Below are 14,250 nucleotides of genomic sequence, written 5' to 3' on the forward strand. Positions count from 1 at the left end.
ACCCCAATACAGGAATGACACCTGATAAATGGGTTTCTGCCGATGAAACATTATCAAAAGCTGATGCTACCGCTAATATTACGGATGATGTTAATCCAGCTCTTGCGGCTGATCCAACCTTGGCCGTAATTATTGGTGGAGATTTTAACTCAGGAAGTCATTTAGATTGGACCGCGGCTGCAGCATCATTGCATTATGGGTATTCGGCGGCATTACCAACGTCGCAATATATGATAACAACATTGGTATACAAAGATTCGTTCAGGGAATTATATCCAAATGAAGTTACCTACCCTCAAGGTACATGGGCTCCAATTTATGGGCATTTGCAAACGTGCAGAATAGATTATATCTACTACAAAGGCGCAAACATTCAGGCAACTTCAACAAAGATTGTAAGAACGCCTGCCGAAATTGATTTTGTATGGGCTTCTGATCATGCTTCGGTGTTGACAACTTTCAACATTCCAAATAGTGCAATGAGATAAGGTTTAGCTGTTAAAAAAAGGGTATCGTTTGCTTTTTTATTTTTAAAAATAGAAAAAAAAGATATTTAAGTATGATTGAAGTCATAACCGATACGTTAATATAATAGGAAATTTGTTAAAGAAATTTTAAAACCAATTCTTATGTACAAATTATCTTTTTTTGTAGTTGCATTAGTAATGCTAACTTCGTGTGGCGATAAAAAAAACAAATCCGAAGAGGATTCTTCAACAATCACTTCATCTGAAGAAGGAATGCCTGCGGCGGCTGAAGCGGCTCCAGATGCTTCCACTTATGATCCAAACAGGGGAATTGGAAAGCACACTTCAGTAGATTTAGGAGCGAAACTGGATGTGGCTATGGCCGCCGAAGGGGAAAAAATCCAATCAGTTAAATGTTCTTCTTGTCACAAGATGACAGATGAAAAACTAGTTGGTCCAGGCTGGAAAGGGGTTACCACTCGAAACAAACCGGAATGGATTATGAATTTTATTACCAATCCTGACCCTATGATTGATAAAGATCCAAAACTTCAAGCGCAGTTAGAAATTTGTTTGGTTCGTATGCCAAATCAAGCATTATCTGATACTGATGCAAGAAGTTTGTTAGAGTATATGCGCAAAAATGATGGTGTAAAGTAGTATCTGATAAATAATCTAATTTATAAAGTAGTATGAAATGAGCATGACCGTAAATTGGTCGCAAAAACTAATGCAACTATGCGAATTCCATATTCCATTAAAAAACAAATAGTATCTACATATGAAATCAATGATTTGCGGATGCAAACAACAATAGAAATTATGAGTAAAAATAAATTTTCAAAAGCAATCTTTGCTTTTGTATTGGTAAGCGCTTTCTTTAGTTCTTGTAAGCCAAAAGATTCCAGTGACGCCGTAAGTGGTGATGCTGCACAAAAAGTATACGTTGCTCCAGGTAAATATGACGAGTTTTATAATTTTGTTTCAGGAGGTTTTAGCGGACAAATGAGTGTGTATGGTTTGCCTAGCGCGCGACTTTTAAGGGTTGTTCCCATTTTTTCTGTAGATCCTCAAAGTGGTTATGGGTACAGTGAGGAAACAAAGCCTATGCTGAATACTTCAAATGGATTTGTGCCTTGGGACGATCAACATCATTTAGAATTGTCTCAAACCAAAGGAGAAGTGGATGGTCGTTGGATTTTTGCCAATGCCAATAATACGCCCAGAATTGCACGTGTTGATTTAAAAACGTTCAAGACAGTTGAAATAATTGAATTGCCAAACAGTGCCGGAAATCACTCCTCTCCATTTATTACCGAAAACACGGAATATGTAGTAGCAGGAACCCGTTTTAGTGTTCCTCCGGATAATGCTAATGGGGATGTTCCTATTAATACGTATAAGAAAAATTTTAAAGGCTATTTAAGCTTTGTAAAAGTTGGTGCAGCAGGTGAAATGGATATTGCTTTCCAAATAGAAGCCCCTGGTGTAAACTTTGATTTAAGTCATGCTGGAAAAGGAAAGTCTCACGGTTGGTTTTTCTTCTCTTGTTACAATACCGAACAAGCCAATACTTTGCTTGAAGTGAATGCTTCACAAAAAGATAAAGATTTTATCATGGCAGTAAACTGGAAAAAAGCCGAAGAATATATTAAAGCAGGTAAAGGTAAAAAAGTAGCTGTAAAATATGCTCACAATACTTGGGATGAAAAAACGCATACCGCAAAATCAGAGATAAGAACTGAAGTTTTGGTACTTGATTCAAAAGTGTTGAAAGACATTTGCTACATGATTCCATGTCCTAAATCTCCTCATGGCTGTGATGTTGATCCTACAGGTGAATATATTGTAGGCAGTGGAAAATTAGCCGCTTTAATTCCTGTATTTAGTTTTGATAAAATGCAAAAAGCGATTGCCGCTAAACAATTTGATGGTAATTATGAAGGAATTCCAGTCATTAAATATGAAGCCGCTTTACATGGTGAAGTTAAAAAACCAGGTTTAGGTCCATTGCACACCGAGTTTGACGGAAAAGGAAATGCTTATACTACTTTCTTTGTTTCTTCAGAAGTGGTGAAATGGGATATTAAAACATTGAAGGTTTTAGACCGTGCACCAACCTATTATTCTCCTGGACACCTTTCTATTCCAGGTGGAGACAGTAAAAAACCATTTGGTAAATACATGGTAATTTATAATAAAATCACCAAAGACAGATACCTGCCAACTGGACCGGAATTAGCTCAAAGTGCGCAGTTATTTGATATTAGTGGTGATAAAATGAAACTTTTGTTGGATTATCCAACTATTGGAGAACCACATTATGCTCAATCTGCTCCAGCTGATTTAATCAGAAACAATGGTCAGTTGAAATTTTATAAAATTGAAGAAAACAATCACCCTTATGTTGCCAAGGGAGAGAAAGAAGCAAAAGTAGTTAGACAAGGGAATAGAATAGATGTATATATGACTTCCATCCGTTCTCACTTTGCCTCTGATAATATTGAAGGAATAAAATTGGGTGACGAAGTCTATTTCCATGTTACTAATTTAGAACAAGATTGGGATGTTCCCCATGGATTTGCCATAAAAGGGGCTGATAATGCAGAACTTTTAATCATGCCAGGAGAAACGGCCACTTTAAAATGGATCCCTAAAAAAATTGGAATTTTCCCATTCTATTGTACTGATTTCTGTAGTGCATTGCACCAGGAAATGCAAGGATATGTCAGAGTATCTCCGGCTGGAAGCAGCGTTCCATTAACTTTTAGTTTGGGAACAAATCTACCCGCCACCAAGTAATTATAAATCTTAAATAAAAAGGGAACACTATTATTTTGTTCCCTTTTTTAAATCAACAATCATGAACAATTCAAAAATTTCAACACTTTCAAAAGGCGTACTTTTGTTAGTGATGGTGCTATTGGTGTCTTCTATTTTTGTTCCAATGTGGCGAATTGAGTTATCTGCACCACAATATCCGGAAGGATTAGTACTTAAATTGCATGCCAATAAAATTGCCGGGGATGTTGATATTATCAATGGGTTAAATCATTATATAGGAATGAAAACCCTACATAAAGAAGATTTTGTTGAGTTTACAGTATTACCCTATATATTTATATTTTTTGCACTTTTTGCTTTGGCAACAGCAATTATTGCAAAGAAAAAAACACTTTATGTTTTATTCATTTCACTTGTTCTTTTTGGAGTTTTAGCAGCTGCCGATTTTTACAGATGGAATTATGAATATGGACATAATTTAGATCCAAATGCGGCGATACAAGTGCCCGGAATGTCTTATCAACCACCATTAATAGGATACAAGCAGCTACTTAATTTTGGTGCGTATTCTATTCCTGATATTGGCGGATGGCTGTTGATTGCTTCAGGATTTTTGTTGTTTATTATTGTTATTAAAGAATCCAATCTTTTGCAAAAATTTAAAAAACCTAAAACTGCAGCAGTTCTGCTATTCTTTTTGTCTTTGTCCTTTTTGTCCTGTTCGAATAATACCAAAGCAGTTCCCATAAAATTAAATGTAGACAATTGCGATTTTTGTAAAATGAGCATTGCCGACGGCAAATATGGAGCAGAAGTTCTGACCGAAAAAGGAAGAACTTATAAATTTGACGATATTATGTGCATGACGAACTATTGTAAAGAAAATTCAAACACAAAAATCAGTTGGTATTATGTTCATGATTTTGCTAAGGATAATGTTTTAATTCCTGCTTTAACGGCTCATTTTATTTCAGGAGGTACAATTCAGAGTCCAATGAGAGGGGGGATTATTGCTTTTTCATCAGAAAAGGATGCTGAGGAATTCGGCACTAAATTCGGCGCCAAACTCATTACCTGGGATGCTATTTTGAAACAATAAAGGCATTATTATTAATACAATTTTCGACAAGAAATAATGAAAATAGTACTCTATATATGTTTGTTGTTTTCTTCTTTGCTTCAAGCCAATGTGATCGAAGTGGGGCCCAACAAGCCTATAAAATCAATTAAAAAAGCCATTGCTTTAGCCAAAGCTGGTGATACGGTAATGGTTCATAAAGGATTGTATAAAGAAGGAAATATAATCATCAATAAAAGAATTGTCTTTCTGGGTAAAAACTTACCTGTTTTAGACGGCCAAAAAAAGTATGAAGTACTTTCCATAAAAGCTGACAGCGTAGTTGTCAGTGGTTTTAAAGTTATAAAATCGGGTTATGCCACACTCGAAGATCCTTGCGGAATAAAAGTGTACAACAAGAATTATGTAGTCATCCAAAACAATGTTCTGGATGATAATTTCTTTGGAATTTACATCCAAAATGGAAGTCATTGTATCATCAAAAACAATAGACTTCTTGCTTATGGAAAAGAAGAACAAAGTATAGGAAACGGAATTCATTGTTGGAAAAGTGACAGCCTGCAAATTATTGGGAACACTGTTTCTGGGCATCGGGATGGAATTTATTTTGAATTTGTAACCAATTCGGTAATCTGGAGAAATATTTCGACCAGAAATGTTCGCTACGGTTTGCATTTTATGTTTTCCAATGATGATGCTTATATTTCTAATATCTTTAAGAATAATGGAGCCGGTGTTGCTGTAATGTTTACCAAAAACGTGAAGATGTTCAATAATTTTTTTGAAGAAAACTGGGGCGATGCTGCCTATGGATTGTTCCTTAAAGAAATCTCGGACAGTTATATTATTGGAAATAAATTCAGCAAAAATACGTCAGGAATTCACATGGAAGGAACCAACCGAATTCAAGTTGAAAAAAATGTTTTTGAAGCGAACGGTTGGGGAATGAAAATCCTGGCAAGCTGCTCCGATAATGTAATAAAAAATAATAATTTTTTAGGGAATACTTTTGATATTAGCACTAACGGAAGTTTAGTACTCAATACATTCAACAATAATTATTGGGATAAATATGAAGGCTATGATTTAGACAAAAATGGAGTGGGAGATGTCCCTTTTCATCCCTTGAGCTTATTTGCCGTGCTTACCGAAAGAAATCCTTCGGCCATGTTGCTTTTTCGGAGTTTCATGATTACACTTCTAGATAAATCAGAAAGGATTTTGCCCAGTATCACTCCCGATAATTTCGTTGATAATTCGCCTTTAATGCATTCTTTACCTTTATGATTGAAATAAAAAATTTAAACAAAAAATTCGGAAAATTAGAAGTTTTAAGCGATGTCAATCTTACTTTCAAAAAAGGAGAATGCATTGCGCTAATTGGACCTAATGGTTGTGGAAAAACGACCTTGATAAAAAGTATTTTAGGAATGGTAATCCCAACTAAAGGTGATGTTTTATTTAATCAAAAATCCATTCTAAAAGAGTATCTATATCGGGAACAAATAGGGTATATGCCCCAAATTGGGCGTTATCCGGATTATATGACTATTGGTCAAATCATTGAAATGATTAAAAAAATTCGAAATTCGAACCAGACTTTAGATGAAGATTTATTGAAGGCGTTTGATCTCGAAAAAATATTCGACAAGCAAATGCGGACACTTTCTGGCGGAACAACCCAAAAAGTGAGTGCTACACTGGCTTTTTTATTTAATCCCGATGTGCTGATTTTAGATGAACCAACTGCGGGTTTAGATCCTCTGGCGTCAGAAATATTGAAAGATAAAATTATAAAAGAGAAAGAAAAAGGCAAACTTATTTTAATTACGTCCCATCTCCTAAGCGAATTAGACGATATGGTTACGCAGATTATTTTCATGCAAGACGGAAAAGTATATTTTCATAAAACGATTGCTGATTTATTGCAATCAACAAAAGAGGAGAGAATATCCAAAGCAATTGCAAAAATTCTAAAAAGCCAAAGCAATGAATAGAATTATAAGAATTATATTTTTAGACATTTTAAAAAACAAAATTGTATTGGCTTACACTATCATTTTGGCCATACTTTCCTGGAGTTCATTTGGATTGGAAGACAATTCTGCCAAAGGATTGCTTACCATTTTAAACATAATTTTATTTACCGTTCCCTTAGTTTCTATCCTTTTTGCGACAATCTATCTATACAACAGTTCGGAGTTTATAGAACTTCTGTTGAGCCAGCCAATCAAGCGAAAAAAGATATGGTTGAGTTTGTTTCTGGGATTATCTTTGTCAATGGTTTTGGCCTTTTTTATTGGTGCCGGAATACCGTTATTAGTTTATGCGCCAGATTCCGTTGGGATAATGATGCTGGTTGTAGGATGTTTGATTTCATTGGTTTTTGTGGCTTTGGCCTTCTTGAGTTCTATTCTTACCCGAGACAAATCAAAAGGAATCGGAATTGCCATAATGAGCTGGTTGTATTTTGCTTTGCTTTTTGATGGAATTGTATTGTTTTTATTGTTTCAGTTTTCGGATTATCCCATAGAAAAAGCAATGGTTGCCGTTACGGCGCTAAGTCCAATTGATTTAGCCCGAATTCAAATTCTGTTACAGCTAGACGCATCAGCAATGATGGGCTATACAGGAGCTATTTTTAAGGATTTTTTTGGTACTTCATTGGGATTGTTAATTTCATTTCTGCTATTGTGTTTATGGGTAGTTGTTCCGTTTTTCATTTCACTAATAAAATTTAAAAACAAAGATTTATAATGTTTAAAGAAATTTTCCAGAAGTTAGAAAATGCAGTAAATCCGGTAGCACAAGTAGTACAGAACACCACTTGCGGTAAAGTGATGGTTATCGCTTTCAAAAAAGGAATGATACTCAAAGAGCATAAGACTGATGTTTCCGCTAAATTATTGGTGATAAAAGGAAGCGTGATTTATAAAGAGCAAAATCAACAAGAAGAACTCTTTTTATACGATGAAAAAAATATTCCGGTAGCAGTTCTTCATTCCGTTGAAGCTATCGAAGACAGTTTGTGTTTATTGTTTAAAGGATAAAATCTCCAAATGAAAACAGATATAAAGAACAGAGCCGACATTGAAAAACTCATAAATGCCTTTTATGATAAAATAAAAATAGATTCCCAAATTGGTTATTTTTTTAATGATGTTGCTAAAGTGAATTGGGAAAAACATTTGCCCAGAATGTACGATTTTTGGGAGAATATTATATTTTCTACAGGTGATTTTGTTGGAAATCCGATGGCTAAACACAAGGAATTACATCAAAAAAGCACAATGACCGAAGCTCATTTTCAGCATTGGAATGACTTGTTTAACGAAACGGTTGATGAGTTGTTTACGGGAGAAAAAGCCGAAGAAATTAAACAAAGAGCGGCGAATATTGCAATGGCAATGATGTATAAAACATTAGGTTAAAAAAAATTTCACACAAAAAAAGCGTAAACTAAATTAGTTTACGCTTTTTTCAATTTAGTAATTTGAATTAATAATTATTTTGGAAGCAATACATCATTTATTACATGGATAATCCCATTTGATGTTGGGATTGAAGCGACAATTTCGGAACCATTTACATATACTTTGTCTCCTTTTTTTGTGATTTTTACTTTACCGCCATTCACTTGTTCAAACTCTTGGCCGTCTTGCATGTATTCTGTTTTTAGCACACCTACATAAGTATGGTATTCTAATATATTTTTCAAATCATCTTTTTTCTCCGGTTTTAATAATCCTTCAACCGTCCCGGCAGGAAGTTTGTCAAAAGCAGCATTTGTTGGAGCAAAAACGGTAAATGGACCAGCATTGCTTAAAACATCAACCAATCCGGCTGCTTTTACTGCCGTTACAAGAGTAGTGTGATCTTTGCTTCCGGAAGCAGTTTGAACGATGTTTGGACTGGACGATTCGTCTTTTACAGCAGATTGTCCAGCACTTTCAGTTGAAGTGTTTTCTGTAGTTTTTTCAGAGGGAGCTTCGCTATTTTGTTTACAGCTAAAAGCGGTAAAGAAACTAACGACTAATAATACTTGAATAGATTTTTTCATGATAAGAATACTTAGGTTTTGTTTGTCAAAGAACTTAAGTATTAGTGTTTTATTTTATGAGCGCAATCATAAAGGAGGGTTATTTTTAACTTTTTTTATGGAGTAATACGCAGTAAATCCTATCCCGAAAAGCAAAATTAGTGCTACCGCAAAAAGAAGTTCATTTACATAAGGGATTATTGTGTAACTAAACGATGCAACTCCTTGAACAGCCAGTACAATTTCATTTAATAAAACGCCAAAAGTGAATAAGAGCAATCCAATTTTTATTCTTTTGCTAATAAAAATTAAATGGCGAGCATAGATATAGAACAGCAAAAACAGGGTGATTACTGCCAGTAAAACTAGGTGCAGGTAAGCAATTACAATTGGTCGAAAGCCGAAAGCCAAATCACTCAAGACAGGAATGGTTGATCCCAATTGAAGTACTAATTTGATGCTTAAAGCAAGACTTACAAATAATAAAATGTAACGCAATAATGGCGAGAAGTTTTTCAAAAATTCTTTTCTGGCTTGTATTAAAATAAAAAGAAGTTTAAACCAGGCAAAAACCTGAACTATTGCCGCAATTACAGTAACTACATAAAGCCAAACAGGTAAGTCCAGCCATAATGTGGATAAAAAATAAGCAGGAATACAGGAAAATGCAAACAGTTTGAATGCCGTTTCATAAAAGGAATTCTCGGTCTTTTTTAGGTTTAAAAAACCAAAAAGCAAACCCATGCAGGCAAAGAAAAACCAGCCGTTGTATTGAAAATGAAGAAAATAATAAATGGAAGACAAATAGTAATCTTGAACAATATTTTTACTCGCCATCATATAAGCCAAGTAAAATGTGCCAAATGAGGAGATGATATTAAATACAATAGCTGCTTTAAACCAGTTTATGGATAATAAATCGCAATCAATTTTTCTTAAATCTTTAATGTAATAATAGCCAAAAACATAAGAAATTAGAATAGAAGCTGTAGAGGCTGTTATAGAAAACAGTCCGTAACCCTCAATAATAAAAGAGACCAGCATTACATAAGAAACAATCAAGTTGGCAATAATTATTTTCCGGTATTTGTCTACTTGAAAATCAGCTGTTTTGTTTTGAAGATAATAGACCATTAAAGTCATCAGAGTATGACTGATCCAACCAGAAAAAGCAAAATGAGAATGGGAATGTTGAAGGTGTTTTTGGTCTAAATAAGGAAATTCAAAACCTATTTTATAGCGCATCAAAACACCTAGTGTGGCAACAATACATAGATTCAACAAGGATAATTTTAACCAAAACTTCACATTTAATTTCATTCTAATAATATATTTTATGATTCACAATCTCTAGTTTCTCACAAGTATTCATCTTGCATAAAACACGAATGACTGTTTCTACTCTCAAACCGGTGAAATTTGCGATTTCCTGACGCGTATAAGGAATTAATACTTTCTCGGTACAGCATTCCGAATTTTTTTTGTGGGTATTCAAAAAAGCGACAATTCTAAACTCGGGCTTTTGGTTTATGATTTCTTTTGAAGTGTTTGACTTTGAGTGGATTTTGTTGGCCAGTAAAATCATAAAAGATTTTTGAATGGACGGATATTCGTCAAGGATTTTCAAGAATTTGTCTTTTGATAACTTTATAATTGTACTGTCCTGGATGGTAATCGCTTTTGATGGATAGGGCTGATCGATAAACAATGGAGGTTCTCCAAAACTATTTCCTTTACAAAAAAGACCTTGTGTAAACTCTTTCCCTTCATCATTTGAATTAAACATTCTTACGCTTCCGTCAATGATTTGGTAATAAAAATGAGCTACTTCATCTTCATCAAAAATGACTTCATTTTTTTTGTATTTTTTGGCTACCGCGCCCCAAGAGAAAAGTAAATCTAAATCGATCTGCATAAAATAACTGATTTTGAATTAGCAACGTTTTTTTTGCGAATGACATGACAACTAATTAAGTACAAAGTAATTATTATAAAAGTAATGAAAATATGATATAAATCATACAAATTCTGGTTAATGTAGTTATATCTTTGCTTTGTGAAAAAAGGAATACTCATAATAGCGTTACTTATACTTCTAAAACCAATATTTCCGGTTTTAGAATATGCAGTTAAATATGATTATATTTCAAAAGTACTTTGCATTAATAAAGACAAACCAAAATTGCAATGCAACGGAAAATGTCATTTAATGAAAGAATTGGCAAAAGCTTCCGAGAGCGACAGTCCAATTTCGTCTAATAAAAAAACAACTTCACATGAAGTAGAAGTTTTATTTTTTCAAGAAATTAATCCGTTTAACGTTTTACCGGTTTATTTTCAGAAGACTGAAAAAATAAATAGCAACTATTCTAATTTATATTCTCACAGTATTAGTTGTGCTGTTTTTCATCCGCCCACAGTTATTTCTTAAAGTTTTACATGAAAATGTACGTTTTCGTTTGATTTTTTCAAATGGAGGAGACCTTATGGTTTCAAATGTTTGAAAGATAAAATCTTCTCAAGCAGATTCCCTATAAACTTTAATAAAATACAAAATGAAATTTCCATTAAAAAATATAATAGCTGTAATGGCTATGGCGTTAGCTTTTTCTTCCTGTTCAAATGATGAAAATCCATCAATTACAGCAAATGAATTAGAAGGATTGAATAAAATACAAGAAATTACAAATGATACCCACATTGTAGAACTTTTTTCTCCTACTGGAACTTTGCAGCAGGGACACAACGCAATTTCTTTGAGAATCAAAAACAAAACAACGAATGAGTACGAAAAAAATGCGACAATCACTTGGGCGCCATTAATGCAAATGACAACAATGTCGCACGCTTGCCCGTTTTCGGCAGTTACAAAAATCACAGGAAAAGAAACGTTATACAATGGTTATATTGTTTTTCAAATGGCCGAAAATGCCATGGAGCATTGGACTCTAACCATAAATTATACTATTAATGGTATTGCATATACTGCAAATAACCAAATTAGTGTTCCAGCTTCCGCCAAAAAGAGAGTAACTTCTTTTACAGGAACCGACGGGACAAAATATCTTTTGGCGTTAATTGAACCAATAAACCCAAAAGTGGCTACAAACGAGATGACTGTTGGTGTTTTTAAAATGCAATCTATGATGGTGTTCCCAGTTGTTGATAATTTTAAAGTTAAAATTGACCCGAGAATGCCGAGCATGGGAAATCATGGATCTCCTAATAATGTCGATTTAGCACAGTCAGTTTCAGATAAATTGTACCACGGAAAATTATCGTTAACCATGACCGGTTATTGGAAAATTAACTTGCAACTTTTGAATGCCGCTAACGAAGTTTTAAAAGGCGAAGCAGTTACAGATGCCGTTCCTGTAAGCAGTATTTACTTTGAAGTAGAATTCTAGAAATATTTATTTTCTTAAAATGATTTAAAAAACATTTTACATGATTTTTAGATTTATTTCAGTAAATTTTTGACACAGATTTCACAAATTAGCACAAATTAATCTGTGAGAATTTGTGAAATCTGTGTCAAATTTTATTCAATGTAAACTCATGCGTTTGCCCTGGGTCAAGAATTCATTTTTTGGCCTTTTTTTAAACTATTTCATTATGAAAAAGATAATAATTATTTTATCGTTACAATTTATTGCCACAATCTCACTTTCGGCCCAAGAACAATCTAAAGACACCCTTGCTCCTAAAATTCTAAACGAAGTTATTGTCATAGGTAAAAAAGCACAATTATATCAAAAACAATCTAAACCATTAGCCACTATTGACGAATATTTGCAACAGTCCGGCAAAGTCGAAATGATTAAAAGAGGCGGTTATGCCTGGGAGCCAATGATCAATAGTATGGCAACCGAGAGAACAGTAATAACCATAGACGGAATGCGTATTTTTGGCGCTTGTACCGATAAAATGGACCCCGTAACGTCCTATGTTGAAGTTTCTAATTTATCGGAAGCAACCATAAAATCCGGGCAACAAGGAAGCTGTCATGGAGCAACGATTGGCGGTGCTATTGATTTAAAAAGAAACCGAAGCAAATTTAGCGATTTAGGCTGGGAAACGGCTGTAAATACCGGTTTTGAAACCAATAGCAAACAGAAAATTATTGGAACTGCGATTAATTATGTCGATAGTTTGTTTTATGTGGATACCGACTTTATGTATCGGGATGCCGAGAATTATAGTTCTGGAAACAATCAGGAAGTTTTGTTTTCACAGTTCAAAAAATTTAATGTTTCCACAACTTCCGGTTTTATTTTCAATAAAAATAAACTCATAGAGGCATCGCTGATCTATGATAAAGCAACCGATGTTGGTTATCCGGCACTCCCGATGGATGTTTCTTTGGCGGAAGCCTTAATAACTTCTTTAAAATTTGAATATGCTCCAAAATTGTCGAAAATAGAAAATTGGGAAACCAAAATATATTACAATAGCGTTACGCATAGAATGGATGACACGAAACGGCCTTTGGTTCTCATTCACATGGATATGCCCGGTTGGAGTGATACGTATGGATTTTATTCGAAAGCAAAAGGAGTTTATAAAAACCATCATTTTATGGCCGATTTGAACTCTTTTTATAATCGTTCCATTGCCGAAATGACCATGTATCCGAGTAATCCGAACGAGAATGTGATGTTTATGTTTACTTGGCCTGATGTGAGGACTTTGTATGGAGGATTGTTTTTAGAAGACAATATAGTTTTGAATCCGTATTCCAGTTTGAAATTTTCGGCAAGCCTGGCAAACCATTTCAATAAAGTTGCCAATGAGTTGGGTTTAGAAAGTTTACAGATTTTTTATCCCAATATGAAAGATAGTAAAAACCGAATTTTAAAAAGCGTTTCATCTAATTATTTTCATAACAAAAATGGTTTTGAATATGGTTTCGGTTTAGCGTATGGAGAGCGAGCCTCTTCGGTTTCAGAAGGATACGGGTTTTATTTGTTCAATAGTTTTGACCGTTTTGATTACATTGGAAACCCGGAATTAAAAAACGAAAAATCAGTTGAAGGAAACGTTTCTTTGGGATATGCGACAAAAAAATTGAGTGCTAAAATAACGTCTTCTTATTTTCATATTTCCGATTTTATTGTTGGAAAACCAGACCCAATTCTTATCCCAATGACTATTGGTGCCAGCGGCGTAAAAATTTATACGGCGCTGGAGTATGCCGCTATTTTCAACACCGATTTGAATATTGAATACCAGATTACTGCCAATTTTAAAGGGAAAGGCCAGTTAGTTTACAATTACGGAAAAGACTTTGAAAAGAGAAATTTGCCATTTATAAGTCCGTTGCGATATTCAGCGTCTTTAAATTATAAAGTGAATAAATTTTCTGCCGAAATTATGGTTCAAGGAAATGCTACGCAAACCCAGTTTAGCCCTTTTTATGGCGAAGACAGAACGCCAGATTATGCGATTTTGAACCTTGCTTCGGGTTATTCGTTTACTATTGAAAAAAGCAAATGGAATATAAGAGCGGGTATTGAAAATATACTGGACACCTATTATTCCACTTTTTCAGATTGGAACAATATCCCCAGAAAAGGAAGAAATTTCTTTTTGAATATTAATTTTGGGTATTAACAACCTGAATTCAATTAGTAAAGTATTGAATATTAATATTTTGTTTTTTCGTGTTTATTGTCCTGCAAGGTTTTTTTTAACCTTGTAGGTATTATAATATATCCAAAACCTACAAGGTTTAAAAAAACCTTGCAGGAAATGTATTATTGCGTCAGGTCAAACGTATTAAAAATTGAACCACATAGATTCTGTGTTGATTTCCAAATAAATCTATATTTTTTTTATACTTTTGTTTTTAAGTCAGTCATAGAACTAGACTCTATAGCGTG

15 protein-coding genes are annotated in these 14,250 nt (G+C 34.1%); 12 read left to right on the forward strand and 3 right to left on the reverse strand.

The genetic code is table 11. From position 1 onward, the window contains the following. The first annotated feature begins 14 nt into the window (after nt 1-14). From ACNQGX_RS13005 to ACNQGX_RS13045, 9 genes are all read left to right on the forward strand, one after another. Nucleotides 15-488: an endonuclease/exonuclease/phosphatase family protein gene (locus tag ACNQGX_RS13005; protein ID WP_417976889.1), complete on the forward strand. Its 474-nt coding sequence runs from the start codon at nt 15-17 to the stop codon at nt 486-488. 141 nt (nt 489-629) lie between these two features. Beyond that, the gene (locus tag ACNQGX_RS13010; protein ID WP_417976891.1) at nt 630-1,127 is read left to right on the forward strand and encodes a c-type cytochrome; all 498 of its coding nucleotides are present in this window, start codon (nt 630-632) and stop codon (nt 1,125-1,127) included. A 162-nt stretch (nt 1,128-1,289) separates the two neighbouring features. After that, nucleotides 1,290-3,269, forward strand: a complete 1,980-nt coding sequence (gene nosZ / locus ACNQGX_RS13015) for a Sec-dependent nitrous-oxide reductase (RefSeq protein WP_417976893.1) — start codon at nt 1,290-1,292, stop codon at nt 3,267-3,269. A gap of 61 nt (nt 3,270-3,330) precedes the next feature. Next, on the forward strand, nt 3,331-4,350 hold the full coding sequence (locus ACNQGX_RS13020; protein ID WP_417976895.1) for a nitrous oxide reductase accessory protein NosL: 1,020 nt from the start codon (nt 3,331-3,333) through the stop codon (nt 4,348-4,350). A 36-nt stretch (nt 4,351-4,386) separates the two neighbouring features. Further along, a complete protein-coding gene (locus ACNQGX_RS13025) occupies nt 4,387-5,616 on the forward strand; it encodes a nitrous oxide reductase family maturation protein NosD (protein ID WP_417976897.1) in 1,230 nt (409 codons plus the stop codon). Beyond that, entirely contained in the window at nt 5,613-6,326 is a 714-nt protein-coding gene (locus tag ACNQGX_RS13030) for an ABC transporter ATP-binding protein (protein ID WP_417976899.1), read from the forward strand. Before ACNQGX_RS13025 ends, ACNQGX_RS13030 begins: the two co-directional genes overlap by 4 nt. Beyond that, the gene (locus tag ACNQGX_RS13035) at nt 6,319-7,086 is read left to right on the forward strand and encodes an ABC transporter permease subunit (protein ID WP_417976901.1); all 768 of its coding nucleotides are present in this window, start codon (nt 6,319-6,321) and stop codon (nt 7,084-7,086) included. The genes ACNQGX_RS13030 and ACNQGX_RS13035 overlap by 8 nt, the downstream gene beginning before the upstream one ends. Beyond that, the gene (locus tag ACNQGX_RS13040) at nt 7,086-7,379 is read left to right on the forward strand and encodes a cupin domain-containing protein (RefSeq protein WP_417976903.1); all 294 of its coding nucleotides are present in this window, start codon (nt 7,086-7,088) and stop codon (nt 7,377-7,379) included. Before ACNQGX_RS13035 ends, ACNQGX_RS13040 begins: the two co-directional genes overlap by 1 nt. A 9-nt stretch (nt 7,380-7,388) precedes the next feature. Then, nucleotides 7,389-7,760, forward strand: a complete 372-nt coding sequence (locus tag ACNQGX_RS13045; RefSeq protein ID WP_417976905.1) for a group III truncated hemoglobin — start codon at nt 7,389-7,391, stop codon at nt 7,758-7,760. A 74-nt stretch (nt 7,761-7,834) separates the two neighbouring features. Here the strand turns inward: ACNQGX_RS13045 and ACNQGX_RS13050 are convergent, their stop codons facing one another. The 3 genes from ACNQGX_RS13050 to ACNQGX_RS13060 form a co-directional block, all read right to left on the reverse strand. After that, complete coding sequence (locus tag ACNQGX_RS13050; RefSeq protein WP_417976907.1) at nt 7,835-8,389, reverse strand: fasciclin domain-containing protein; 555 nt, start codon at nt 8,387-8,389, stop codon at nt 7,835-7,837. Nucleotides 8,390-8,455: 66 nt separating this feature from the next. Beyond that, nucleotides 8,456-9,688, reverse strand: coding sequence for a hypothetical protein (locus ACNQGX_RS13055; RefSeq protein WP_417976909.1), 1,233 nt, complete (start codon nt 9,686-9,688; stop codon nt 8,456-8,458). Between the two features lies 1 nt (nt 9,689). After that, nucleotides 9,690-10,283 (reverse strand): Crp/Fnr family transcriptional regulator, encoded by a 594-nt coding sequence (locus tag ACNQGX_RS13060; protein ID WP_417976911.1) that lies wholly within the window; start codon nt 10,281-10,283, stop codon nt 9,690-9,692. A 141-nt stretch (nt 10,284-10,424) separates the two neighbouring features. Between ACNQGX_RS13060 and ACNQGX_RS13065 the strand changes: the two genes are divergently transcribed. The 3 genes from ACNQGX_RS13065 (at nt 10,425) to ACNQGX_RS13075 (ending at nt 13,981) form a co-directional block, all read left to right on the forward strand. Next, nucleotides 10,425-10,799, forward strand: coding sequence for a hypothetical protein (locus ACNQGX_RS13065; protein WP_417976913.1), 375 nt, complete (start codon nt 10,425-10,427; stop codon nt 10,797-10,799). A 124-nt stretch (nt 10,800-10,923) separates the two neighbouring features. Continuing rightward, a complete protein-coding gene (locus ACNQGX_RS13070; protein WP_417976915.1) occupies nt 10,924-11,775 on the forward strand; it encodes a hypothetical protein in 852 nt (283 codons plus the stop codon). Nucleotides 11,776-11,983: 208 nt separating this feature from the next. Beyond that, entirely contained in the window at nt 11,984-13,981 is a 1,998-nt protein-coding gene (locus tag ACNQGX_RS13075; protein WP_417976917.1) for a TonB-copper family protein, read from the forward strand. Nucleotides 13,982-14,250: the final 269 nt, after the last annotated feature.

This window comes from Flavobacterium glycogeni, assembly GCF_048286775.1.
In the GTDB taxonomy this organism is placed as follows: domain Bacteria; phylum Bacteroidota; class Bacteroidia; order Flavobacteriales; family Flavobacteriaceae; genus Flavobacterium.

Coding starts and splice junctions, on each gene's coding strand:
- ACNQGX_RS13025 (WP_417976897.1), top strand. CDS start 4,387: ATGAAAATAGTACTCTATATATGTTTGTTGTTTTCTTCTTTGCTTCAA.
- ACNQGX_RS13060 (WP_417976911.1), bottom strand. CDS start 10,283: ATGCAGATCGATTTAGATTTACTTTTCTCTTGGGGCGCGGTAGCCAAA.
- ACNQGX_RS13055 (WP_417976909.1), bottom strand. CDS start 9,688: ATGAAATTAAATGTGAAGTTTTGGTTAAAATTATCCTTGTTGAATCTA.
- ACNQGX_RS13020 (WP_417976895.1), top strand. CDS start 3,331: ATGAACAATTCAAAAATTTCAACACTTTCAAAAGGCGTACTTTTGTTA.
- ACNQGX_RS13050 (WP_417976907.1), bottom strand. CDS start 8,389: ATGAAAAAATCTATTCAAGTATTATTAGTCGTTAGTTTCTTTACCGCT.
- ACNQGX_RS13075 (WP_417976917.1), top strand. CDS start 11,984: ATGAAAAAGATAATAATTATTTTATCGTTACAATTTATTGCCACAATC.
- ACNQGX_RS13045 (WP_417976905.1), top strand. CDS start 7,389: ATGAAAACAGATATAAAGAACAGAGCCGACATTGAAAAACTCATAAAT.
- ACNQGX_RS13010 (WP_417976891.1), top strand. CDS start 630: ATGTACAAATTATCTTTTTTTGTAGTTGCATTAGTAATGCTAACTTCG.
- ACNQGX_RS13005 (WP_417976889.1), top strand. CDS start 15: ATGACACCTGATAAATGGGTTTCTGCCGATGAAACATTATCAAAAGCT.
- ACNQGX_RS13040 (WP_417976903.1), top strand. CDS start 7,086: ATGTTTAAAGAAATTTTCCAGAAGTTAGAAAATGCAGTAAATCCGGTA.
- nosZ (WP_417976893.1), top strand. CDS start 1,290: ATGAGTAAAAATAAATTTTCAAAAGCAATCTTTGCTTTTGTATTGGTA.
- ACNQGX_RS13070 (WP_417976915.1), top strand. CDS start 10,924: ATGAAATTTCCATTAAAAAATATAATAGCTGTAATGGCTATGGCGTTA.
- ACNQGX_RS13035 (WP_417976901.1), top strand. CDS start 6,319: ATGAATAGAATTATAAGAATTATATTTTTAGACATTTTAAAAAACAAA.
- ACNQGX_RS13030 (WP_417976899.1), top strand. CDS start 5,613: ATGATTGAAATAAAAAATTTAAACAAAAAATTCGGAAAATTAGAAGTT.